A 21,616-nucleotide genomic window follows, 5' to 3' on the forward strand; every position below is an offset into this window, starting at 1 on the left:
GCCGGTGCGGCCGCGCCCGTTCCGTCCGCCGTGCGGATCAGTCCGCGGCCGGCACCGCCGCCGGTTCGGGGGCGGTACCGGCCGAGACCCGCTCGGCGGCCTTCTTGGCCCGGTTGCGCACGATCAGCATCGAGGTGATGCCGACCAGCACCGCGGCCACCAGGCCGAGGTACGAGAACCGCTTCAGCCAGGCTTCGGCGACCACTCCGACGGAGTAGACGACGGCCGTGGTGCCTCCCGCCCAGACGATGCCGCCGAGCACATTGGCGATGAGGAACCGCCAGTAGGGCATGTGCAGGACCCCGGCCAGCGGGCCCGCGAAGATCCTCAGCAGCGCGATGAACCGGCCGAAGAACACCGCCCACATGCCCCACTTGTCGAACGACCGCTCCGCCAGCGCGATCTGGGCCTCGCCGAAGTGCTTGGGGAACTTCCGGCCCAGCCGGGCGAGCAGCGGACGGCCGCCCTTGCGGCCGATGGCGTATCCGATCGAGTCACCGATGACGGCGCCCGCCGAGGCACAGGCCCCGAGGACATAGGGGTTGATCCCGTCGTGCCCGGCGGCCAGGAGCGCCGCGCTGACCAGGACGATCTCGCCCGGCAGCGGGATGCCGAGGCTCTCCAGTCCGATGACCCCGGCCACCAGGGCGTACACGCTGATCGCGGGGATGGTCTCCAGCCATTCCTGGATGTGCAACGCCCGTTCCTCCCGAAGCTGTTGTGGGTTGTCCGCCGGTCAACTCCTCGGCGCACGGCGGGCAGCCTACCTGGCGTTCAGGCCGCCGGAACAGCATGAAGGGGCCGCCGCGCGGCCCCGGGTCGGGCAGTGCGGCGGCCCCTGCGGGCACGGGCCGGGATCAGGAGTGGGGGCGCAGCGTCCAGACGACCGTCATCTCGCCGGTCACCGCCCCGTCCTCGCGCCGGATCTCGATGGCCACCGGGAACTCCGGCCGCTCGCCCGCGTCGAGTTCGGCGACGACCTCGGCCACCGGGCGTCCGAGGGTCGCGGTGGCGGTGACAACGCCCTTGGCCAGCTTCTTGTAGCCGATCTCCGCCTTCACGGCCAGCGGCACGGCGCGCGACATCTGGTCACCGAAAGCGGCGATCACGATCGCGCCGCTCGCCGACTCCGCCAGCGTGAACATCGCTCCGGCGTGCGGTCCGCCGATGTGGTTGTGGTAGTCGGCCTGGTCAGGCAGGCGGACCACCGCACGCTCGGCGGTCGTCTCCAGGAATTCGAGATTGAGGGTCCGGGCCATCGGGACCGTCGCCACGAGCATCTCGCCGACGGTCATCTGTGCTGCGCTCATGACCAGATGTTACTCATGAGTAGCAGCTCTTGGCCATCCTCGTGTCCCTCGAGCGACCGTTACTGATCGTTTCCTTCACGGTCCGCACACGGGGGCGGGCGTAGCAGACCGGCCACCGCACCTCTATCGTTACTCGCCATGTGGCCAGGACAGCAGCCGCCCGGGGGCGAGCAAAACCCGCAGGACCAGAATCAGAACCCGTACCAGCAGCCGGGGTACCAGCAGCCCAATCCCTATCAGCAGCCGGGGTACCAGCAGACGGGGCAGCCCGCACCGCAGCCGGGACAGCCGCAGCAGGGCCCTCCGCCCGGCTACCCGCCGAACCCGTACCAGCAGCCGACCGTGCCGCAGTACGCGGTGCCCGGCCCGCCCGGTGACGTGCGGCCCGGCGGCGGTGACAACAAGAAGAAGCACACCGTCGTCGCGATCGTCGCGGCCGCCGCTGTCGTCGTGGCCGCCGTGGTCACGGGTGTCGTCGTGATGAACAAGAACGACAAGGACAAGGACGTCGCCGACGGCAAGGAGTCCTCGGCGCCCGCCAAGCCGTCCGGCTCGGCCTCGTCCGGCGCGGCGAACCCGCGCGGCGACGAGGACGACCCCAAGCCGCTCATCGCGGGGTGGAAGGTCGTCACCAACCCCAAGTGGGGCACGCAGTTCGACGTGCCCGGCGACTGGGAGGTCGGCAGGCCCGGCGCGGCTTCGTACTTCGAGGACGAGAAGAAGGGCGACGGCTCGCCGCTGATCGGCTTCTCCGCACCGTCGTTCTACAAGTCGCGGTGGTGCGTGGACGACTCCGACAAGGACGGCACGGAGGAGACCATGAGCCTCGCCAGTGCCGGCACCCGGGGCGCCCAGGGCGCCACCGACGCGGCCAAGAACGCGCACAGCGAGGCCGGTACCTGGGTGTGGGCGGCCTACGCGCAGCACATGCCCGAGAGCACCATCAAGTTCACCGAGGCCAAGTCGTACACCACCAAGTCGGGGCTCACCGGCCAGGTGGTCACCGCGACCGCCCCGAACGTCAAGAAGAAGGAGAAGTGCAGCAGCGACGGCAAGTCCATCGCCTTCACCTTCAAGAACAAGGACAACGAGTTCGCCTCCTGGGTGCTGTACGGGGCCGACAACGTCAAGGACGAGTTCCCGGACGCCACGATCCAGCAGATCCTGAGCACGGTACGGCTGGTGGACGTCGTCAAGTCCGACTGACCGTTCCGCCGCCGGAAAAAACGGCTGGCAGGGCATGGGGTGCGGCAGGCATATTCCGTGGGTGACTGCCGCTTCCGCCCCCGTGTCCCGTCCGCCGCGCTCCGGGCGCAACTACCGTCTGCTGACCGCCGCCGCGATCATCACGGGCCTGGGCACCCATGGCGCGTTGATCGCGGCGGCGTTCGCCGTACTGAAGGCGGGCGGTGACGGCGGGGACGTCGGTCTGGTGGCCGCGGCCAGGACCGCGCCCCTGGTGCTCTTCCTGCTGATCGGCGGCGCGATCGCGGACCGGCTGCCGCGTCACCGCGTGATGGTCGCGGCGAACACCCTCAACTGCCTCTCGCAGGCCGCGTTCGCCTGGCTGGTGCTGGCCGGTGATCCGAAGCTGTGGCAGATGATGCTGCTCACCGCTTTGTGCGGCACGGGGCAGGCGTTCTTCAACCCGGCGGCCGAGGGCATGCTGATGTCCAGTGTCGACCGGGAGCAGGCGAGCCGGGCCTTCGCCCTGTTCCGGATGTCGATGCAGGGCGCCTCGATCGGCGGTGCCGCGCTCGGCGGCGCGATGATCGCTGCGATGGATCCGGGCTGGGTGCTGGCCGTGGACGCCGTGGCCTTCGCGCTGGCGGGTGCGCTGCGCGCGTTCCTGGACGTCAGCCACATCCCCCCGCGCGCCCCGGGCGGCGGGCTGCTCGCCGATCTGCGCGACGGCTGGCAGGAGTTCATCGGCCGCCCCTGGCTGTGGAGCATCGTGGCGCAGTTCTCGGTGGTCGTCGCCGCGGTGGGGGCCGCCGAGTCGGTGTACGGTCCGCTGGTCGCCCGGGACGAACTGGGCGGCGCCCGGCCCTGGGGGTTCGCGCTCGCCGCGTTCGGCGCCGGAACGCTGGGCGGCGCCCTGCTGATGACGCGCTGGAGGCCGCGGCGGCTGCTGCTGGCCGGGACGCTCTGCGTCTTCCCGCTGGCGCTCCCCTCGGCAGGACTCGCGGTGCCACTGCCGGTGGGCGTCCTGTGCGTGGTGATGTTCGTCAGCGGGGTGGCCATCGAGGTGTTCGGGGTCTCCTGGATGACGGCCATGCACCAGGAGATCCCGGAGGAGAAGCTCTCCCGGGTCTCCGCGTACGACTGGTTCGGTTCGGTGGCGATGATGCCGCTGGCCACCGCGGTCGCCGGACCGGTGGAGTCGCTGGTCGGGCGCAGTCAGGCGCTGTGGGGCTGCGCGGCGCTGATCGTGCTGGTCACCGGGGCGGTCCTGTTCGTGCCGGACGTACGCCGGCTGACCCGGGCCCCTCTCGGTGCCGAGGTGGCGAAGGGCCCGGAACCCGTGTCAGCCGATGCTGAAGGCGCCGTCGGGCGGCTCGGGTGAGGCGACCGCCTCTCCGTCCCCGACCGGCCGGGCCCCGCCGGCCAGCCGCGCCAGGGCGGCGCCGTACTCGACCCGGGCAGGAAAGGCGTCGGCGGCGCAGCGCCGGGTGAGGGTCGTGGTGTCGACGGGGCGTGCGGAGGCGACGAGCACCAGGTTGCCGAAGCGCCGGCCGCGCAGCACCGCCGGTTCGGCGATCAGCGCCAGTTCCTCGAAGACGGCCGCGAACGTCGCCAGTTGGGAGCGGAGGAAGCCGAAGGGCGCGCCGTCGGCCAGGTTGGCCGCGTAGACGCCGCCGTCCCGCAGTACCCGGCGGGCGGCCCGCGCGTACTCGACGGAGGTGAGGTGGGCGGGCACCCGCGAGCCGCCGAAGACGTCCGCGATCACCAGGTCCAGTGAGCCGGGCGGGGTCTTCTCCAGCAGCCCCCGGGCGTCCGTGCCGTGCACGGTGATCCCACTGTCGGCGGGGACCGGAAGGTGCTCGGTGACCAGGGCGAGGAGTCCCAGGTCGGCCTCCGCGACGTCCTGGCGGGAGCCGGGCCTGGTCGCCGCGGCGTAGCGGGGCAGGGTGAGCGCGCCGCCGCCGAGGTGGAGCACGTCCAGCGGCACACCCGGTGCCGCGGCGCAGTCCACGACATGGGCGAGCCGTCGCGCGTACTCGAACTCCAGGTGGTCCGGGGCGTCGAGGTCGACGTAGGACTGGGGAGCGCCGTCGACGGTGAGCAGCCAGGCCCGGTCCCGGTCCACGTCGGGGAGAAGTCTGGCAACGCCCTGGTCCACGTCCCGGATCACCGGTATCGAGTCGTTCACTCCCCCATTGTGGGGGACCCGGTCAGCCGCCGAGGACCGCGGCGACGGCGTCGGCGTGCGCCGCCGCCTGGGCGAGCCCGGCGCGGGCTGCCGCGGCGCGGTGGCCCGGGTCGAGCGGATTGCGGCCGAACGCCTTGCGCGCCGCGGCGTCCGGGGTGATGAGAGCGGTCCGGGCGCCCTGCTCGGCGAGCTCGGCGACCTGGGAGCGCGGCGAGGCGAGGGCCCGGCTGCCGGCGGCCGACGGGGCGATCACGACGACACGCCGGTACCCGGCGGCGAGCTGGGCGTTGGCCGTGGAGTGCACCCCGCCGTCGATCCAGGTCCGCCCCTCGAAACGGGCGACGGGCCATACGCCGGGGACCGCGCAGCTCGCGGTGACGGCGTCGGCGAGCGGCACCCCGTCGTCCTTGCCGAAGGTGTGGAGGTCGCCGGTCGTGACGTCCACGGCGGTGACGAGCAGCGGACGATCCGGCCACTGCGGCGACGGCAGCCGGCCCGCGATCACCTCCCGCCGCTCCTCGGCGGTGATGCCGGGCCGTGTGTCCTGCGCGAGCCTGCCCAGCTTCCGCCCGTACGCCTCGGGCGTACGGGCGGACAGGACCGCGCCGGTGTAGCGCAGCAGGGCACGCGCGCCCAGCTTGCCACCCCTCACGTCGTGCGGATCGGCGAGCTGGCGTGCGTAGAGTTCGGGAAGGCCGAGGAGACCGGAGGCCAGCTGCGCGCCGACCACCGCTCCGGCCGAGCTGCCGATGATCAGATCCGTCACGGAGAGGTCCGCGCCGGCCTCCGCCAGACCGTGCAGGACGCCCGTCTCCCAGGCCCCGCCGGTGACACCGCCGGAACCGAGTACCAGTGCTGTGTCCGTCATGCCGTCAGTCTCGCGCACGGCGCCGGGCCCGCCTCCAACGGGGTACGGGAGACGGGCCCTTGAGGCGCCGGCGCTCGGATCGGGGCCGCTCAGAGCACGGCGGTGACGGTGCCCGCGCCGACCGTGCGGCCGCCCTCGCGGATCGCGAAGCCGAGTCCGGTCTCCAGCGGGACGTCACGCCCCAGTTCGACGGTCAGGTCGACGGTGTCGCCGGGGCGCGCCACGGCGAGCTCCCCGAGGTCGATGTCGCCGACCACGTCCGCGGTACGGATGTAGAACTGCGGCCGGTAGCCGGTGGTGACCGGGGTGGTCCGGCCGCCCTCCCGCGCCGACAGGACGTACACCTGCGCGGTGAAACGGCGGCTCGGCGTCACGCTGCCGGGTGCCGCGACCACATCGCCGCGGCGGACCCGTCCGCGCTCCACCCCGCGCAGCAGCAGCGCCACGTTGTCGCCCGCCTGCGCGGACTCCATCGGCTTCCCGAAGGTCTCCAGGCCGGTGACGACCGTGTCGATGTCCCGGTCCGCCCCGAGGACCGACACCCTCTCGCCAGTGCGGACGGTGCCGCGCTCGACGGCCCCGGTGACGACGGTGCCCCGGCCGGTGATGGTCAGCACGTTCTCCACCGACAGCAGGAACGGCGCGTCGGTGTAGCGGACCGGCATCGGCACGTACGTGTCGACGGCGTCCAGCAGGGCCTCGATCGCCGAGGTCCAGCGTGGGTCGCCCTCCAGGGCCTTGAGGCCCGAGACCCGTACGACGGGCACGGAGTCGCCCCCGTAGCCGTGCGCGGAGAGCAGTTCGCGGACCTCCAGCTCGACCAGGTCGGTCAGCACCGCGTCGTCGCCGTCCTCGACGGCGTCCGCCTTGTTGAGCGCGACGACGATGTGGTCGACGCCCACCTGGCGGGCGAGCAGGACGTGCTCGGCGGTCTGCGGCATGATCCCGTCGAGCGCCGAGACGACGAGGATCGCCCCGTCGAGCTGGGCGGCGCCGGTGACCATGTTCTTGATGTAGTCGGCGTGGCCGGGCATGTCGACGTGCGCGTAGTGACGGGTGTCGGTCTCGTACTCGACGTGCGCGATGTTGATCGTGATGCCGCGCCGCGTCTCCTCCGGCGCCCGGTCGATCCGGTCGAACGGGACGAAGGTGCCGGTCCCGCGCTCGCTGAGGACCTTGGTGATGGCGGCGGTCAGGGTGGTCTTGCCGTGGTCGACGTGGCCCATGGTGCCGATGTTGAGGTGCGGCTTGGTGCGCACGTATGCCGTCTTGGACATGGTTCGTTCCTTGGTGTTCGAAGCTGAGAGAAGACCCCAGGGCCCTGCCGACCCTCCCCTTGCGGGGTCCGCCGGACTGTCGGGGGAGGGTCAGCTTCGGGCGCCGCCGAAGGGCGCTGCGGCAGCGGTGCACGCTGCCGCACCAGCTGCGATGACGAGGATCGCGGCAGCCTTCGGCGCGTCCGCGACTGCGGACGGCGCTGCGGGGAAGGCGTACCGGAACATGGCTCCGATGATGGCGGACGGGCCCGGCAGCGTCGAACGGTTTTCGCGCGCCTCCCCCTTGCCCCGGGGCGGTTCGGTCCCCGGTGGGCGCACGCCGGTTCCGCGCCACGATGTGCGCGGGGCGCGTCACGGCGGTCATTCACCGGCGTCGGATACTCTCCCCGCATGCTCGACCCCGCCGCCCGGCCCGCCACCGGCCTCGCCGTGCGCTGCACGAGGGCGCTGCTCTCACCCTGGTCCCGGTTCTCGCTGCTCGTGGCCGTGCTGCTGGGCGCGGCGGCGACAATGCTCCTGCTCGAACCCCAGCGGCTGCTCGCGGCCGACTGGCCCGCCCGGCTCAGCGGCAGCACCGGGGCGGTGCTCCTGTTCGGGGCCGCGTACGGGGTGTGCACCGTGGCGTTCGTTCCCCGGCCGGTGCTCAACATCGCCGCCGGGGCGCTCTTCGGTACGCAGGCCGGACTTGCCGCCGCGCTGGCGGGGACGGTGCTGGGCGCGGGCGTCTCGTTCGCCCTGGGAAGAGTGCTCGGGCAGGACGCGCTCCGCACCTTGCTGCGCGGGCGGTTCCTCAAGGCCGCGGACGGGCAGCTGAGCCGTCACGGCTTCCGTTCGATGCTGGCGCTGCGGCTCTTCCCCGGGGTGCCGTTCGCGGCGGCCAACTATTGCGCGGCGGTCTCCCGGATGGGCTACCCGGCGTTCCTGGGGGCCACCGGGCTCGGTTCGGTCCCCAACACCGCCGCGTACGTCGTCGCGGGCAGCGAGGCCACGTCGCCGACGTCCCCGGCCTTCCTGGCCGCGATGGGTTTCATCGTGCTGACGGGGATCGGGGGGGCGGTCGTCGTCTGGCGCAGGCGCCACCGGCTGACCGCCGAGTGAGCCGCCGCGCCCCGGCCCCCGCGCCTTCTGGACCGGCCCCTGCCGACGGGCGGCCGGGGGACGCGCGACCGCCGTTCATCTGGGGGCGGTACCCTGCCCGCGACCGACCGTAGATCTCCGGGCCCCTCGGGGGCCCTGTCCCCATTTGACCACTATGCGTACGCTGCCGACGGCTTTCGCCGTCGACCGATGCACGAACACCCCCGGGATGGCCAAAGCCCCATGAGCTGGTTCGAATCGTTCGTCCTGGGCCTCGTACAGGGACTGACCGAGTTCCTGCCGATCTCCTCCAGCGCGCACCTGCGGCTCACCGCAGCGTTCGCCGGCTGGCACGACCCGGGTGCGGCGTTCACCGCCATCACCCAGATCGGTACGGAGGCGGCGGTCCTCATCTACTTCCGCAAGGACATCGTCCGGATCGTCTCCGCCTGGTTCCGCTCGCTGGTCGACCGGTCGATGCGCGGCGACCACGACGCCCAGATGGGCTGGCTGGTCATCGTGGGCTCCATCCCGATCGGGGTGCTCGGCGTGACGCTCAAGGACCAGATCGAGGGGCCGTTCCGCGATCTGCGGCTGATCGCCACCACCCTGATCGTGATGGGCATCGTGCTGGGCATCGCCGACCGCCTCGCGGCCCGCGACGAGGTCGGCGGGAAGCACCGTGCGGGCAGAGAGCGCAAGACGCTCAGGGAACTCGGCGTGAAGGACGGCCTGATCTTCGGCGTCTGCCAGGCGATGGCCCTGATCCCCGGCGTGTCCCGCTCCGGAGCCACCATCAGCGGTGGCCTGCTGATGGGCTACACCCGCGAGGCGGCGGCCCGCTACTCCTTCCTGCTCGCGATCCCGGCGGTGCTCGCCTCGGGCGTCTTCGAGCTGAAGGACGCGGGCGAGGGACATGTCTCGTGGGGGCCGACGATCTTCGCCACGATCATCGCGTTCGGTGTCGGATATGCCGTAATTGCATGGTTCATGAAGTTCATTACCACCAAGAGCTTCATGCCGTTCGTGATCTACCGGGTGCTGCTCGGACTGGTGCTGTTCGCGCTGGTGGCGGCGGGCGTGCTGAGCCCGCACGCGGGCGAGTCGGCGGGCTGACGGCTCTCCCGTACGACAGGGAACTCTTCGACCCCGGGGTGCTCGGCGCCCCGGGGTCAGCGCTTGGTCCGGCGGTGGAAGAGGTATCCGCCCATGACCAGGCCGACGAGCAGGGTCACCGCCAGCACCGCCCAGAGCGGCAGGGTGACGGACGGGACCCAGAGCCGGATGGCGACCGAGCCGGTGTTCGCGGCGATGAACCAGACCGTGAGAGCGGCGAGCAGCGCGGCCCCGATGGTGCGGATGCGTACGCTCCGCCCCCTGACGGTCAGGGTCGACGGCTCCTGCGGTCGGGACGTCTTCTGCGCCATGCCTCCAGTATCGAGCGGTTCGGGCGATCGGTCCTGGCGGGCCTCTTCCGGGCGGCGGCTCAGGGGGTGTCGCCCCGCCAGTCCCAGTGGTCCGGATCGCCGTCCCGGGGCCCGTACTCCGCCCTGCCTCCGGGGCCGAAGCGCCCGATCTCCGTGTTCAGCGCCGCCCCCTCGCGCAGCGCCCGGTCCGTCCATCCGGTCACGTCGAGCAGCAGGCCGTCGAGCGGGCCGCCCACCAACTCCCGGTAGACGTGGCCCGGTCGGGGCCCCGGGTCGGGGTCGTCGTGATCGGCGCCGTACACGCGCCGCTGCCGCATCAGCTCGTCCATGGGGGCAGGATCGCACCCGGCACTGACAGTCGCAGGGGGCTAGAACGGCCGCACCCGGGGCCATACTCCGCCGTCGGGCGCTCCGCAAGTCGACGCGGGTGGCGGTAGGCCCTGGATCTTCCGGGCAGATAGGGTCGAAAGTCCCTGCCGCACCGTGTCCGCGCCGACCAGCCTGGGACATGCACCGCCGGAACCTGGAGGGACACCATGACCAGCACCGACCGCCCCGTGATCGCCGCCGTCGACGGTTCGTCGCACAGCGCCGAAGCGCTCGACTGGGCCGCCCGTGAAGCCGCGCGCCGGGGGCTCGGACTCACGATCGTGCACGCCCTGGCACCCGACCGGCCGTCGGAGCGGGAGGACCGCCGTCGCGAGGCGGACGAGTTGCTCGCGCGGTCCGTGCGGCGGGTCGCCGAGGTCGCCCCGTCGCTGAGCCCGTCGACGCTGACACCGCTCGACTACCCCTCGGCGGCGCTCTCCGCGCTCAGCCACAACGCCTCGCTGATCGTCGTCGGCTCGCGCGGGCTCGGCGGCTTCCGGTCGCTGCTGCTCGGCTCCAACAGCCTGGCGGCCGCCTCGATGGCGGACTGCCCGGTCGTCGTGGTCCACAGCGGCCCGGACGGGGAGGACGAGCCGGAGCGGGCACCGGTACCTTCCGACATCGTCGCGGGGGTGGCCGCCGACGAGAGCAGTGAGGCGGTGCTGGAGTTCGCCTTCGAGACCGCCGCGGCCCGGCCCGGCGCGCGGCTGCGGATCGTCCACGGCTGGACGATGTTCTCCTCCATGATCTCCGGCGGTCCCGTCTTCGACCGGGATGCCGCGGCCGAGGCCGCCGCGCGGACCCTCTCGGAGCTCACCGCGGGCTGGCGCGAGAAGTACCCGCAGGTCGAGGTCGTACGGGAGCCGGTCAGCGGTTCCGCCTCACGCACCCTGGTCACGGCCTCGGCCACCGCGGCGCTCACCGTGATCGGGCGTCGCCGGGGCGGCGAGTCCCTCGGGCTCGGGCTCTCCCCCGTCGCCCAGACCACGCTGACGCACGCGCTCGGCCCGGTCGCCGTGGTGCCGTGCTGACCGCACCGCCCGGCCGTGCGTGCACGCCTCTTGGCCTCTTCGGCGGGCGGGCGGACACTGACCCGATGACGCAACGCGCGGATCTCGCCCGTCTGATGGACCGGATCGCCGTCGACGCCCTGCTCACGGGCTACGCGGTGGCGGTGGACGACGGCGCGTGGGCCGACTACCTGGCCCTGTTCACCCCGGACGGCCGCGCCGACTACCGCGGCGCGGGCGGCATCGAGGGGCCGGTGGGCGAGGTGGCGGGGTGGCTGGCGGAGACGATGCGCCTCTTCCCCGTACGCCAGCACCTGATCGTCAACCGGCGCATCGACGTCGAGGCCCCGGACGGGTACGGCGGCGAGCGGGCCGAGGCCCACGCCGACTATCTCAACCCGATGCGGCTGGAGAGCACCCCGGACGGTGCGGATGACGCGGTGGCACGGCCCACCGCGCCGAACTTCGTCTCCGGCGGGCGGTACGCGTTCACGCTGTCGCGCACGGCCGACGGCTGGCGCATCCGGACGGTGACCGTCCAGGAGAAGTGGCGCGGCCCCGGAGGATTCTTCGCCGGGGAGTGAGGAGACATCCTCGCCGACGGGCCCGGGGGCGGGGGAAGCGAACAGGAGGCGCCGCATGCGGATTCCGGCCGGTCGGGGCGGGCGGTGGGAGCGGCTGCCGCGCTCGGCCTGGCTGCGGGGCGGGGCGGCGCTCCTCGCCGGGGCACTGCCCGCGCTCACCTTCCCCGCTCCGGACCTGTGGTGGCTGGCCGGTGTCTGTCTGGTGCCGTTGCTGCTCCTCCTCCGGTCGGCGGGTACGGGGCGGCGGGCGGCGCTGGACGGCTGGCTCGGCGGCACCGGCTACATGTTCGCGGTGCATCACTGGCTGTTGCCGAGCCTCCATGTCTTCATCGTGCTCCTGGCGGCACTGCTCGGGCTGCTGTGGGCGCCGTGGGGGCTGCTGGTCCACCGGACCCTCGGCGGGCGGCCGACCGGTCCGGAGGCCGTCCGCGCGGTCGTCCTGGTGCCCTGCGGGTGGCTGATGATCGAGCTGGCCCGCTCCTGGGACGCGCTCGGCGGTCCGTGGGGACTGCTCGGTGCCTCCCAGTGGCAGGTGGGCCCCGCGCTCCGTGTGGCGTCGGTGGGAGGCGTGTGGCTGGTGAGCTGGGTGCTGGTGGCGGTGAACACGGCCGTCGCCCTGCTGTTCCTGGCTCCGGCCGCGCGTACGGCGGCCGCGGCATGCCTCGTGGCGTGCGGCCTGGCCGTGGGGGCGACGGCGGCATGGGCACCCCGCCCCGAGGAGTCGGGAGCGGCCAGGATCGCCGTCGTGCAGCCGGGGGTGTTCGACGGGCCACGTGGTCCGGAGCGGCGGCTGGCCGCCGGTGAGCGGCTGACGGGTGCGCTGGCCGGGCGCGATGTCGATCTGGTGGTGTGGGGCGAGAGCAGTGTGGGGGCGGATCTCGCGCGTTCGCCGGACATCGCCGGGCAGATCGCCGCGCTCGCGCGCCGGGTGGGCGCGGACGTGCTGGTCAACGAGGACGCCCGGCAGACCGATCGGTCCGGGCGGACGGGGATCTTCAAGACGGCGCTGCTGGTGGGGCCGGACGGGCCGACCGGGGACCGCTACGACAAGATGCGGCTGGTGCCGTTCGGCGAGTACGTCCCGGCCCGGTCGGTGCTCGGCTGGGTCACCTCCGTGGGCCGGGCGGCGGGCGAGGACCGGCTGCGCGGCACCCGTCAGGTCACGATGGAGGTGCCCGGGGCCGAGGGCGGTCGCGGGCTGCGGATCGGGCCGATGATCTGCTTCGAGTCCGCGTTCCCCGACATGAGCCGCCGGCTCGCCCGAAGCGGTGCGCAGTTGCTGGTGGCCCAGTCCTCGACCTCCACGTTCCAGCACAGCTGGGCGCCCTGGCAGCACGCCTCACTGGGGGCGTTGCGGGCCGCCGAGACCGGCCGCCCGATGGTGCATGCCACGCTCACCGGGGTCTCCGCGGCGTACGGCTCGTCGGGCGCCCGGGTCGGCGATCCGCTCGGTACGCGGGTCAGGGGTACCTCGGTGTACGACGTACCACTGGCCACGGGCACCACGCTCTACGTACGGCTGGGCGACTGGCCGCTCGGGGGTGCGGCGGCGGTGCTGGCCCTGTTCTGCGGGTACGAGGCGGCCCGCTCGTCCGGTGCCCGTGGGCGCGCGACGTCCGCCCGGCCAGTCAGGGACCGTTGACGGAGATGACGTGGCCCTGGGCATCGACGGTCAGCGCGACCCGCTCGACCTTGTTGGTCAGGGCGAGCACCAGCCAGACGACGCCCCAGAGGAAGCAGGTGAGCACCATCAGGAGGGCGTGCAGGACGTGGTTCAGCGGGGTTCCCCGGACCATGACGACCTGGGTCCCGGAGCGGGACTCCACCCGCCAGCCGGCGGCTATCCGCTGGTTGACCGCCCAGTCGAGGATCAGGACACGCTGTGCCTCGTCGGGCGGCCGGCCGTCGGCCGAGTAGTAGCCGGGCGGCGGCTGGAGCGCTCCCCAGCCCTTGGGTTCGCCGTGAGGTCGCACGAGGTCACCTCCACAGGCCGGTGGGCCGTCACCCCAGCCTGCATCCCGGCCGGAGCGGGCGCATCCGGAGGCCGGGCGGTGCCGCGGCGCCTCAGGCGAGGTCCAGATCGCGCAGGACCCGCTCGCAGAGTTCGTGGGTCGCCAGGGCGTCCCCGGCGTGCAGCACCGTCCCGGCGCGTACGGCGTCGAGGAAGGACAGGACGCACTGCTCGATGCCGCGCTGGCGGGCCACCGGCACCCAGTCACCGCGCCGTCGCACGGTCGGCGCCCCCTGGTGGTCGATGGTCTCGGCGAGGTTGACGACCTCCCGCTTGGCGTCCTGGCCGGAGACTTCGAGGCGTTCCTCGGTCGAGCCGCTGAGCCGGTTCATCGTTCCGATGGCGGTGAATCCGTCGCCGGACAGCTGGAGCACGACGTGGTGCATCAGGCCGTCGCGGACCTTCGCCCGGACAACGGTGTCCTCGACCGGTCCCGGTGCCAGGAAGCGGAGCGTGTCGACGACGTGGATGAAGTCGTCGAGCACCATGGTGCGCGGCTCCTCCGGCATGCCGACCCGGTTCTTCTGCATGAGGATCAGCTCGCGCGGGTGCTCGGCGCACTCCGCGTAGCCGGGGGCGAGTCTGCGGTTGAAGCCGACGGCCAGGCTGGTGCCGCGTTCCTCGGCCAGGGCCACCAGCCGCCGGGACCCGGCGAGTTCATAGGCCAGCGGCTTGTCCACGTAGGTGGCGACGCCCGCCTCGAGCAGCCGGGCCACGATCTGCGGGTGCGCGGTCGTCGGGGCGTGGACGAACGCGGCGTCCAGCCCCTGTGCGATCAGCGACTCCAGGTCGGTGTGGCACCGCGCGGCGGGGATCCGGTGCGCCTCGGCGACGGCGGCGAGCGTGGCGGGCGTACGCGTCTGCAGGTGCAGCTCGATGCCCGGCAGGCTGGTCAGCACCGGCAGGTACGCCTTGCGCGCGATGTCACCGAGCCCGATGCAACCGACCTTCACCAGGGTGCTCCCTCTCACTGTTCGGCGTCCGTCGGCGCCGGCTCCGCCTCGCGAGGGGCAGCATACGTGTGCCGGGGCGGCTGCCAGTCGGCGATCCCGTCGAAGGCGCGCAGGACGAGCGCGGGGCCCAGGCGGGAGGCGGCGGACATCAGCGCGTTGCGCGCCGCGACGGCGGGCGGGCTGGTCAGCCGCATGAGTCGTGCCGTCCGGGCGGACCTGCGGACGACGGCCGAGGTACGGGGCAGCCGGTCGGCGGTGTACGCGGCCGTGCCGGCGCCGAGGTCGCCGCCGGGCGGCAGCCGGTGGGCGAGCACGATCGCGTCCTCGACGGCCTGGTTGCCGCCCTGGCCGAGACTCGGCGCCATCGCGTGCGCACCGTCGCCGACCAGGACGGTGCGGCCCCGGTGGAAGGCGGGCAGCGGGTCGATCAGGTGGCGGACGTCGTTGCGCAGCACCTGGCCGGGATCGGCGGCGGCGATGACCGACGGGATCGGGTCGTGCCAGTCGCCGAACCGGCGCAGCAGTTCCGCCTTCTCGCCGTCCGGGGCGTGTCCGCGGGCCGGGGCGGCGGCGGCGCCGTACGCGTAGACCCGGCCGTCCCCGAGCGGCTGGGTGCCCCAGATCGCGCCGCGCCCCCAGGTCTCGTGCGGGGCGAAGGGCCGGCCGGGCGCGGGGACGACGATGCGCCAGGTGGTGAATCCGGCGTACGCCGGGCCGGGATGGTCCGGGAAGAGCACGCCGCGTACGGCCGAGTCGATGCCGTCGGCGCCGACGACGAGGTCCGCCTCGATGGTTCCGGCGTCCGTCCCGACCACGGCGGGCGCACCGTCCGCCGTCCCCGGGTCGAGCAGTCTCGCGGCGGTACCGGTCCGGACGGCGCCCTCGGGCAGCCGGGCCACCAGACGTTCGACCAGGACGGCGCGATGCAGCAGGACCAGCGGTCCGCCGAACCGCCGTGCCGCGGCCGCGCTGTCGGTACGGGCGAGCCAGCGTCCGCCGGGAACACGCATCCCTCCCTCGCCCTGCCAGGCGGCGAGCTCCCTGATCTCGTCGCCCATGCCGATGGTGTCCAGGGCGCGCTGGGCGTTGGGGGCGAGCGCGATCCCGGCACCCACCGGCTCCAGGGAGGCCGCCCGTTCCAGCACGGTGACCCGCCAGCCCCGGCGGTGCAGCGCCACCGCCGCGGTGAGGCCGCCGATTCCGCTGCCGATGACGACGGCACGGGGCTCGTCCATGACTCCTCCACGAATCATCGGGCCCGTGGCGCGGGGGACCCGACGCCTTGAACTACATCCGTAGTGACCACTTCACCGTACTACAGCCGTAGTTCCAGGGGTAGGTTGACCTCATGGCCACACGCACCACCGGCACTTCCCGTACTTCCCGGGCCGACGTCATCGCCGACGCCGCCCTCGGTCTGCTCGCCGAACGCGGAATGCGGGGGCTGACCCACCGCGCGGTCGACGAGCGCGCGGGACTCCCCCAGGGCTCGACGTCCAACTACGCGCGCACCCGGCAGTCCCTGCTGGAGGCGGCGGTACGACGGCTGGCGGAGCGCGAGGCGAGGGTGCTGACCCCCGGCGGACTGCCGGGCGGCGGACCCCGGGAGCTGGTCGCCGCGCTCGCGGCGGCACTCCACCGCTATCTGACCCACCACCGCGAACTGCTGGTCTGCCGCTACGAGCTCGCCCTGGAGGCGACCCGGCGGCCGGAGCTGCGGGAGTTCTTCGACGCGACGGGCCGCCAGTTCCGCGAACCGCTGCTGGCCGTGATGACGGCGGCCGGCTCGGCCGAGCCCGAGCGGCACACCCTGTCCCTGGTGGCCTGGTGCGAAGGGCTGATGTTCTCGTGCGCCGCGGGCTCGTTCCACCGCTCCGTCCCGGGCGAGGCGGAGCTGCGCGCCGGATTCACCGAACTGCTGAACGGAATGCTCGGGCCCGGATGGGCGCCTCGCTGACCGGGTGTCACCCGTGCGGAGCAATCCGGCCTGCCCCGCCCACCCGGGCCGCGTCCGCACCGCAGAGTTGATCAGGTGCAACGAACCCGAATCACCGTGAGCCTCCTGGTGGGCATGGCCGCCGCGACAATGTCCGGCTGTGTGTCCGTGGCGCCGGGCCCGGACGCCCCGCCCCTGCCGCATGCCAGCGGCCCCGCCCAGGAGTTGTCGCCGCAGATCGTGCTGCCACCGGTCCACGACACGTTGGAGGCCCTGCCGCTCCCCGAGCCGTCCACCCCACGCCCGTCGTCCGCCGCCTCGCACCGGGCCGCGACCGGCGCACCGCCCGGCACCCGCCGCCCCCACACCCCGTGGCAGCAGTGGCACCCCGCCACCACGCGCCCGCAACCCCGTCCGCACGCCGTGCCGCCCGCCGTGACCGTGCCGGTGCCCGTGCCGCGGCCGCCGGCCTCGGGCACGGGGATCTGCGCACTGGGCCGCGGCTACGGGCACTGGCCCGCGGGCAGCCCCCAGTCCAGGATCTGCGACGACACCTACGGGCACTGAGACCCTCCGCCCCCGGACACGGCGCGGCCCGTCCGGCGGGCCGCGCTCAGGGCTCGCGCAGCCGCAGCTCCAGCCGGGCGATCGCCGCGCGCACCCCCTGCGCGTATCCGTCGTCGGCCCGCCCGTCCGCGAGCACACCGGCGGCGGCGCGGGCCCGGTCCAGGTGGAACCGCGCCGCGTCGGGGTGCCGGAGTTTGAGGTAGTCCGCCACGAGGCTGAGGTGGAGCGAGGGGTAGAAGGCGCGAAGCGCGGGGGCGTCGGGGTGCGGGGCCGCCCGCTCGCCGCCCAGCCCGCCCGCCGCGGTCAACGCCCGCAGGTCCCAGGCCAGTTCGTCACCGGGATCGTCCTGGGCGTCGGCCATGTAGTGGGCCAGGGTGCACCGGCCCAGGGCGTCCCCCGCCTCGCCGATCTCCGACCAGAGAGCCCCGAAGCGGTTGCGGGCCTCCTCCCGGTCACCGCCGTGCAGCAGCATGACCGCCTGGCCGATCCTGGTCATGACGGCGTCCCTGGACGCCTCCCGCTGCTCCGCCACCGCGGCCTCCTCGCGCGCCGGTCCCCCGTTGCCTACCGGTCGACGCTAACGCCAGCGGCGGCCGATCCCGCTGAGGCTCGGGCGGGCGTCCCGGTCCGGACGCCACGGACCGGACCGGGAACCAGGCTCAGCCCAGGTCCGGGATGCGCCAGTCGATGGCGTCGTGGCCCTGTGCCGCCACCGCCTCGTTGATCTGCGTGAACGGGTGGGAGCCGAAGAACTTCTTGGCCGAGAGCGGCGAGGGGTGGGCACCCTTCACCACCACGTGGCGCTCCTCGTCGATCAGCGGGAGCTTCTTCTGGGCGTAGTTGCCCCAGAGCACGAAGACCGCCGGGTCGGGCCGCGAGGCGACGGCCCGGATCACGGCGTCGGTGAACTTCTCCCAGCCCTTGCCCTTGTGCGAGTTGGCCTCGCCCGCGCGGACCGTCAGAACGGCGTTGAGCAGGAGCACGCCCTGCTCGGCCCACGGCATCAGATAGCCGTTGTCCGGGACCGGCAGGCCCAGCTCCTCCTTCATCTCCTTGTAGATGTTCCGCAGCGAGGGCGGCGTCTTCACATCCGGCCGCACGGAGAAGCACAGCCCGTGCCCCTGCCCCTCGCCGTGGTACGGGTCCTGGCCGAGGACGAGGACCTTCACCTTGTCGTAGGGGGTGGCGTCCAGAGCGGCGAAGACCTGGTCGCGCGGCGGATAGACCGGCCCCTTGGCCCGCTCCTCCTCGACGAACTCGGTGAGCTCCTTGAAATAGGGCTTCTGCAGCTCGTCGCCGAGGACGCCGCGCCAGGACTCGGGCAGCAGGTCGGTGTCGGTCACTTCAACAACCTCCGGTAAGCAATCAGCTGTACGTCGGAGAACCTACCGGGGGCCACTGACAACGCGTCCCGCGGTCCGGGGTCACCGGCCGGCTACCAGCTGGTCTTGCGGTAGAACTCCCACATCTGCATGACCGTCTGCGGGTCCAGCGCGCGCTCGCCGCCGCCGATGTCCTCTCCCGAGGCGACGTACAGCTTGCCCTGCCACAGCGGCAGCATCCGCACGTCGTCGACGAGGATCTTCTGGGCCCGCTCGAACTGCTTGACGACCGCGCCGCGGTCGCCCTCCTTGCGGGTCTGCGGCAGCAGCTCCTTGGTGATCTCGTCCTTCAGGTACGGCATGCCCGTGACGCTCTGCTTGCCGACGAACGGGGCGATGAAGTTGTCCGGGTCCGGGAAGTCCGGGAACCAGCCACGGCCGAAGACGGGGTAATCACCCTTGGTGAAACCCTCCTGGAAGGCCTTCCAGGGCTTGCTCCTGAGCGTGATCCGGAACAGCCCGGAACTCTCCAGCTGGCGCTTCAGCTCGTCGAATTCGGGGGCGGTGGAGGAGCCGTAGCGGTCGGTGGTGAACCAGAGCGTCAGCTCGACCGGCTTGGTGATGCCCGCCTTGGACAGGATCTGCTTCGCCTTGACCGGGTCCGGGTCGCCGTACGTGTCGAAGAAGCTGGTGGTGTGCCCGGCGATGCCCTTGGGGACCATGGAGTACAGCGGTTCGGCCGTGCCCTGGTACACCTTCGCCACCAGGGCGTCGCGGTCGACGAGCTGGGCGACGGCCCGCCGTACGGCCACGTTCCCGCTCGCCGGGTCCTCGGGGTTGAAGACCAGGAAGCGGATGTCCGCGCCGACCGTCTCGACGATCTGCGGCTTCCCGTCCTTGGGCTGGTCCCGCTCCAGGCCGACGACCTCCTCGGCGGTGAGACCGCGGTAGATCGCGTCGATCTTCTTGTTCCGCAGCGCCGCGACCACCGGGGCGGATTCCTTGTAGTACCGGATGGTGACGGCGTCGTTCTTCCGGTTCGCGAATCCCTTGTAGTCCGGGTTCTTCACGAGTTCGGCGCGGCTGCCCGGCTTGTACGAGTCCAGGAGATACGGGCCGGAACCCGTGACCTTTCCGTCGTTGCGTATCTTGTGCCGCGAATAGTCACCGGGGGCCACCAGGGACATCGCGGGCGTGGCCAGAATGAACGGGAACGTGGCATCCGGCCGGGAGAGGTGGAAGACGACGATGTCGTCCCCCTTCGTCTCGACGCGGTCGAGAGAGCCGAGCATGCCGACCGGGCCGCTCTTGAAGCCGATCTCCGAGATCCGCTCGATGGAGTACTTCACCGCCGCGGCGTCGAGGACGTCCCCGTTGGAGAATTTCAGACCCTTGCGCATCTTGCACCGGTAGGAGGTGCTGGTCGTATCGGTGAACCTGCACCATTCCGCGGCATCGGGCTCGGGCCGGGTGCTTCCGGTCGGGAAACTCACCAGGGTCTGGAAGACATTCCGCATCAGCTCCCAGGAGTTGTCCCACGCCGCCGCCGGATCGAGGGTCGAGGGTTCACTGGTGGTGCCGACGACTATCTTCTGCTCGTCCTTCGAACCGCTGTCGGAAAGAAGTCCGCAGCCGGCCAGCAGAGAAAGGGAAGCAAGGACTGCAGCGGCCTGCAGACTGGCCCGGTAGAACACGTGCACGCTCCTCGATCAGCCATGGGTCGGCAGACGATACCGCAGTGCCCTGCCGGGTCAATCCGTAGGCCCGGCAGGGCACTTGAGCCAATCAGGGCCAAATCCGCTCAGGCCGTCTCAGCCCACGCCCGCGTTCAGGAAAATTCCGCCGTCGACCACCAGGGTCTGCCCAGTCATCCACTCCGACTGGCTGGATGTCAGGAACGCGGCGGTTCCGCCGATGTCCGCGGGAACTCCCAGCCGGCCCAGCGGATAAGCGGCCGCGGCCTCCGCCTCACGGCCTTCGTACAGCGCCTGCGCGAACTTGGTCTTCACCACCGCCGGGGCGATCGCATTGACCCGGACGACCGGCGCGAACTCGTGCGCCAGTTGCAGGGTCAGATTGATCATGGCGGCTTTACTCATGCCGTAGGCACTGATAAAGGGCGAGGCGGAAACACCGGCGACCGAGGCGATGTTGACGATCGCCCCGCCGTTCTCCTTCTGCCACGCCTTCCAGGTCAGCTGCGCGAAGCCGAGCGCCGAGACGACATTCATCTCGAAGACCTTGCGGACGACGTCGAGGTCGAGCTCCGCGATCGGCCCGAAGACCGGATTCGTTCCGGCGTTGTTGACAAGGAAGTCGACCCGGCCGAACGCCTCCATGGTGCGCTCGACGGCCTCGGTCCGGTGCGCCGCGTCGTGGGCCTTGCCCGCCACGCCGATCGCCCGGTCGACGCCGAGGCGCCGCACGGCCTCCTGGAGCGCTTCCTCGCCGCGGCCGGTGATGCACACCCGGTCGCCCCGGGCCACCAGCGCCTCGGCGATGCCGTAGCCGATGCCCCGGCTCGCGCCCGTGATGAGCGCGACCTTCCCGCTGTCCTGCACTGTCATGATGTCCCGGTCCTCCGGCCTCAGTTGAGCGGTCCGCCGGCGACGTACAGGACCTGGCCGGAGACGAAGCCCGCGTCGTCGCCCGTGAAGAAGGCGATGGCGTTGGCGATGTCCTCGGGGCGGCCCACGCGCTGCACCGGGATCTGGGTGGCGGCCGCGGCCTGGAAGTCCTCGAAGCCCATGCCGATCCGGGCGGCCGTCTGCGCGGTCATCTCGGTGACGATGAAGCCGGGGGCGACGGCGTTGGCGGTGATGCCGAACTTGCCGAGCTCCTTGGCGAGGGTCTTGGTGAAGCCCTGGAGACCCGCCTTGACCGCGGCGTAGTTGGCCTGCCCCCGGTTGCCGAGCGCCGAGGAGGAGGAGAGCGAGACGATCCGGCCGAACCCGGCGTCCACCATGTGCTTCTGGACGGCCTTGGCCATCAGGAACGCGCCCTTGAGGTGGACGTTCATCACGGTGTCCCAGTCGGACTCGCTCATCTTGAAGAGCAGGTTGTCGCGGAGCACTCCCGCGTTGTTGACCAGGATCGTCGGGGCGCCGAGCTCGGCGGCGACCCGCGCGACCGCGGCTTCCACCTGGGCGCTGTCGGAGACGTCGCAGCCGACCGCGAGAGCCCTGCCCCCGGCTGCGGTGATCGCGTCGACGGTGTCCTTGCAGGCCGCCTCGTCGAGGTCGAGTACGGCGACGGCGCGGCCCTCGGCCGCCAGGCGTACCGCGGTGGCGGCGCCGATGCCCCGGGCCCCTCCGGTCACTACGGCCACACGCTGCTCGGTGGTGGACATGCTTGGTTCTCCTCGCCCTTGGATCGCCGCCCAGCGGGTCCGGGGCGCCTCCCGCACCGGATCTCGTGTGCGCGGAACCTTCCCGATGTCTGAGCGACCGCTTAGTACCTTCAGCAGACGAGACGCTAGAAGCCCTGGCACCCGGTGTCAACGGCGCACGGCCGCAGCGGCGCATGTCACATC

24 protein-coding genes are annotated in these 21,616 nt (G+C 72.3%); 9 read left to right on the forward strand and 15 right to left on the reverse strand.

All coding sequences use genetic code 11. The features are described from left to right. Positions 1–37: 37 nt before the first annotated feature. Together ACFCV8_RS26945 and ACFCV8_RS26950 are read right to left on the reverse strand one after the other, a co-directional pair. Entirely contained in the window at positions 38–697 is a 660-nt protein-coding gene (locus ACFCV8_RS26945) for a DedA family protein (protein ID WP_376688039.1), read from the reverse strand. A gap of 160 nt (positions 698–857) precedes the next feature. Next, positions 858–1,295 carry a DUF4442 domain-containing protein gene (locus ACFCV8_RS26950; protein ID WP_376688062.1) on the reverse strand — a complete coding sequence of 146 codons (438 nt, stop codon included), beginning with the start codon at positions 1,293–1,295 and terminating at the stop codon, positions 858–860. Between the two features lie 153 nt (positions 1,296–1,448). Here ACFCV8_RS26950 and ACFCV8_RS26955 point away from each other — a divergent pair, with 153 nt between their 5' ends. Continuing rightward, positions 1,449–2,516, forward strand: a complete 1,068-nt coding sequence (locus tag ACFCV8_RS26955; protein WP_376688040.1) for a hypothetical protein — start codon at positions 1,449–1,451, stop codon at positions 2,514–2,516. Between the two features lie 61 nt (positions 2,517–2,577). Further along, the gene (locus ACFCV8_RS26960) at positions 2,578–3,876 is read left to right on the forward strand and encodes an MFS transporter (protein WP_376688042.1); all 1,299 of its coding nucleotides are present in this window, start codon (positions 2,578–2,580) and stop codon (positions 3,874–3,876) included. Here the strand turns inward: ACFCV8_RS26960 and ACFCV8_RS26965 are convergent. The 3 genes from ACFCV8_RS26965 to tuf all read right to left on the reverse strand — a co-directional run bounded on the left by ACFCV8_RS26965 (position 3,838) and on the right by tuf (position 6,828). Beyond that, positions 3,838–4,683, reverse strand: a complete 846-nt coding sequence (locus tag ACFCV8_RS26965; RefSeq protein WP_376688043.1) for a spermidine synthase — start codon at positions 4,681–4,683, stop codon at positions 3,838–3,840. The two genes, ACFCV8_RS26960 and ACFCV8_RS26965, sit on opposite strands and share 39 nt — an antisense overlap. A 22-nt stretch (positions 4,684–4,705) precedes the next feature. Next, a complete protein-coding gene (locus ACFCV8_RS26970; RefSeq protein ID WP_376688044.1) occupies positions 4,706–5,551 on the reverse strand; it encodes a patatin-like phospholipase family protein in 846 nt (281 codons plus the stop codon). Between the two features lie 89 nt (positions 5,552–5,640). Beyond that, positions 5,641–6,828 carry an elongation factor Tu gene (gene tuf / locus ACFCV8_RS26975; protein ID WP_376688045.1) on the reverse strand — a complete coding sequence of 396 codons (1,188 nt, stop codon included), beginning with the start codon at positions 6,826–6,828 and terminating at the stop codon, positions 5,641–5,643. Between the two features lie 390 nt (positions 6,829–7,218). On the opposite strand from tuf, the gene ACFCV8_RS26980 reads away from it, so the two are divergent. Both ACFCV8_RS26980 and ACFCV8_RS26985 read left to right on the forward strand, forming a co-directional pair. Further along, positions 7,219–7,926 carry a TVP38/TMEM64 family protein gene (locus ACFCV8_RS26980; protein WP_376688046.1) on the forward strand — a complete coding sequence of 236 codons (708 nt, stop codon included), beginning with the start codon at positions 7,219–7,221 and terminating at the stop codon, positions 7,924–7,926. Positions 7,927–8,148: 222 nt separating this feature from the next. After that, the gene (locus ACFCV8_RS26985) at positions 8,149–9,021 is read left to right on the forward strand and encodes an undecaprenyl-diphosphate phosphatase (protein ID WP_376688047.1); all 873 of its coding nucleotides are present in this window, start codon (positions 8,149–8,151) and stop codon (positions 9,019–9,021) included. 56 nt (positions 9,022–9,077) lie between these two features. On the opposite strand, the gene ACFCV8_RS26990 is transcribed toward ACFCV8_RS26985, so the two are convergent. Both ACFCV8_RS26990 and ACFCV8_RS26995 read right to left on the reverse strand, forming a co-directional pair. Next, positions 9,078–9,332 carry a LapA family protein gene (locus tag ACFCV8_RS26990; protein ID WP_376688048.1) on the reverse strand — a complete coding sequence of 85 codons (255 nt, stop codon included), beginning with the start codon at positions 9,330–9,332 and terminating at the stop codon, positions 9,078–9,080. 59 nt (positions 9,333–9,391) lie between these two features. Beyond that, positions 9,392–9,661, reverse strand: coding sequence for a hypothetical protein (locus ACFCV8_RS26995; RefSeq protein WP_376688049.1), 270 nt, complete (start codon positions 9,659–9,661; stop codon positions 9,392–9,394). A gap of 207 nt (positions 9,662–9,868) precedes the next feature. On the opposite strand from ACFCV8_RS26995, the gene ACFCV8_RS27000 reads away from it, so the two are divergent. From ACFCV8_RS27000 to lnt, 3 genes are all read left to right on the forward strand, one after another. Then, positions 9,869–10,732: a universal stress protein gene (locus ACFCV8_RS27000; protein ID WP_376688050.1), complete on the forward strand. Its 864-nt coding sequence runs from the start codon at positions 9,869–9,871 to the stop codon at positions 10,730–10,732. A 65-nt stretch (positions 10,733–10,797) separates the two neighbouring features. Further along, on the forward strand, positions 10,798–11,295 hold the full coding sequence (locus ACFCV8_RS27005) for a nuclear transport factor 2 family protein (RefSeq protein ID WP_376688051.1): 498 nt from the start codon (positions 10,798–10,800) through the stop codon (positions 11,293–11,295). 55 nt (positions 11,296–11,350) lie between these two features. Continuing rightward, positions 11,351–12,937, forward strand: a complete 1,587-nt coding sequence (lnt, locus tag ACFCV8_RS27010; protein WP_376688052.1) for an apolipoprotein N-acyltransferase — start codon at positions 11,351–11,353, stop codon at positions 12,935–12,937. Here the strand turns inward: lnt and ACFCV8_RS27015 are convergent. The 3 genes from ACFCV8_RS27015 to ACFCV8_RS27025 all read right to left on the reverse strand — a co-directional run bounded on the left by ACFCV8_RS27015 (position 12,924) and on the right by ACFCV8_RS27025 (position 15,494). Further along, positions 12,924–13,268: a hypothetical protein gene (locus ACFCV8_RS27015; RefSeq protein ID WP_376688053.1), complete on the reverse strand. Its 345-nt coding sequence runs from the start codon at positions 13,266–13,268 to the stop codon at positions 12,924–12,926. The genes lnt and ACFCV8_RS27015 overlap by 14 nt on opposite strands. A gap of 91 nt (positions 13,269–13,359) precedes the next feature. Beyond that, positions 13,360–14,259 (reverse strand): Gfo/Idh/MocA family protein, encoded by a 900-nt coding sequence (locus tag ACFCV8_RS27020; RefSeq protein WP_376688054.1) that lies wholly within the window; start codon positions 14,257–14,259, stop codon positions 13,360–13,362. A gap of 14 nt (positions 14,260–14,273) precedes the next feature. Next, entirely contained in the window at positions 14,274–15,494 is a 1,221-nt protein-coding gene (locus ACFCV8_RS27025; RefSeq protein ID WP_376688055.1) for an FAD-dependent monooxygenase, read from the reverse strand. 113 nt (positions 15,495–15,607) lie between these two features. Here ACFCV8_RS27025 and ACFCV8_RS27030 point away from each other — a divergent pair, with 113 nt between their 5' ends. Beyond that, positions 15,608–16,216, forward strand: coding sequence for a TetR/AcrR family transcriptional regulator (locus tag ACFCV8_RS27030; RefSeq protein ID WP_376688056.1), 609 nt, complete (start codon positions 15,608–15,610; stop codon positions 16,214–16,216). A gap of 75 nt (positions 16,217–16,291) precedes the next feature. After that, on the forward strand, positions 16,292–16,762 hold the full coding sequence (locus tag ACFCV8_RS27035) for a hypothetical protein (protein ID WP_376688057.1): 471 nt from the start codon (positions 16,292–16,294) through the stop codon (positions 16,760–16,762). 46 nt (positions 16,763–16,808) lie between these two features. Here the strand turns inward: ACFCV8_RS27035 and ACFCV8_RS27040 are convergent, their stop codons facing one another. The 5 genes from ACFCV8_RS27040 to fabG all read right to left on the reverse strand — a co-directional run bounded on the left by ACFCV8_RS27040 (position 16,809) and on the right by fabG (position 21,433). Beyond that, positions 16,809–17,294 (reverse strand): hypothetical protein, encoded by a 486-nt coding sequence (locus tag ACFCV8_RS27040; RefSeq protein WP_376688058.1) that lies wholly within the window; start codon positions 17,292–17,294, stop codon positions 16,809–16,811. Positions 17,295–17,421: 127 nt separating this feature from the next. Beyond that, positions 17,422–18,105: a uracil-DNA glycosylase gene (gene ung, locus ACFCV8_RS27045; protein WP_376688059.1), complete on the reverse strand. Its 684-nt coding sequence runs from the start codon at positions 18,103–18,105 to the stop codon at positions 17,422–17,424. Between the two features lie 92 nt (positions 18,106–18,197). Next, entirely contained in the window at positions 18,198–19,778 is a 1,581-nt protein-coding gene (locus tag ACFCV8_RS27050; protein ID WP_376688063.1) for an ABC transporter substrate-binding protein, read from the reverse strand. Between the two features lie 117 nt (positions 19,779–19,895). Continuing rightward, positions 19,896–20,651 (reverse strand): SDR family oxidoreductase, encoded by a 756-nt coding sequence (locus ACFCV8_RS27055; RefSeq protein ID WP_376688060.1) that lies wholly within the window; start codon positions 20,649–20,651, stop codon positions 19,896–19,898. A gap of 20 nt (positions 20,652–20,671) precedes the next feature. Next, the gene (gene fabG / locus ACFCV8_RS27060; RefSeq protein ID WP_376688061.1) at positions 20,672–21,433 is read right to left on the reverse strand and encodes a 3-oxoacyl-ACP reductase FabG; all 762 of its coding nucleotides are present in this window, start codon (positions 21,431–21,433) and stop codon (positions 20,672–20,674) included. Positions 21,434–21,616: the final 183 nt, after the last annotated feature.

It is taken from the genome of Streptomyces sp. NPDC056347 (genome assembly GCF_042262625.1).
Classification (GTDB): domain Bacteria; phylum Actinomycetota; class Actinomycetes; order Streptomycetales; family Streptomycetaceae; genus Streptomyces.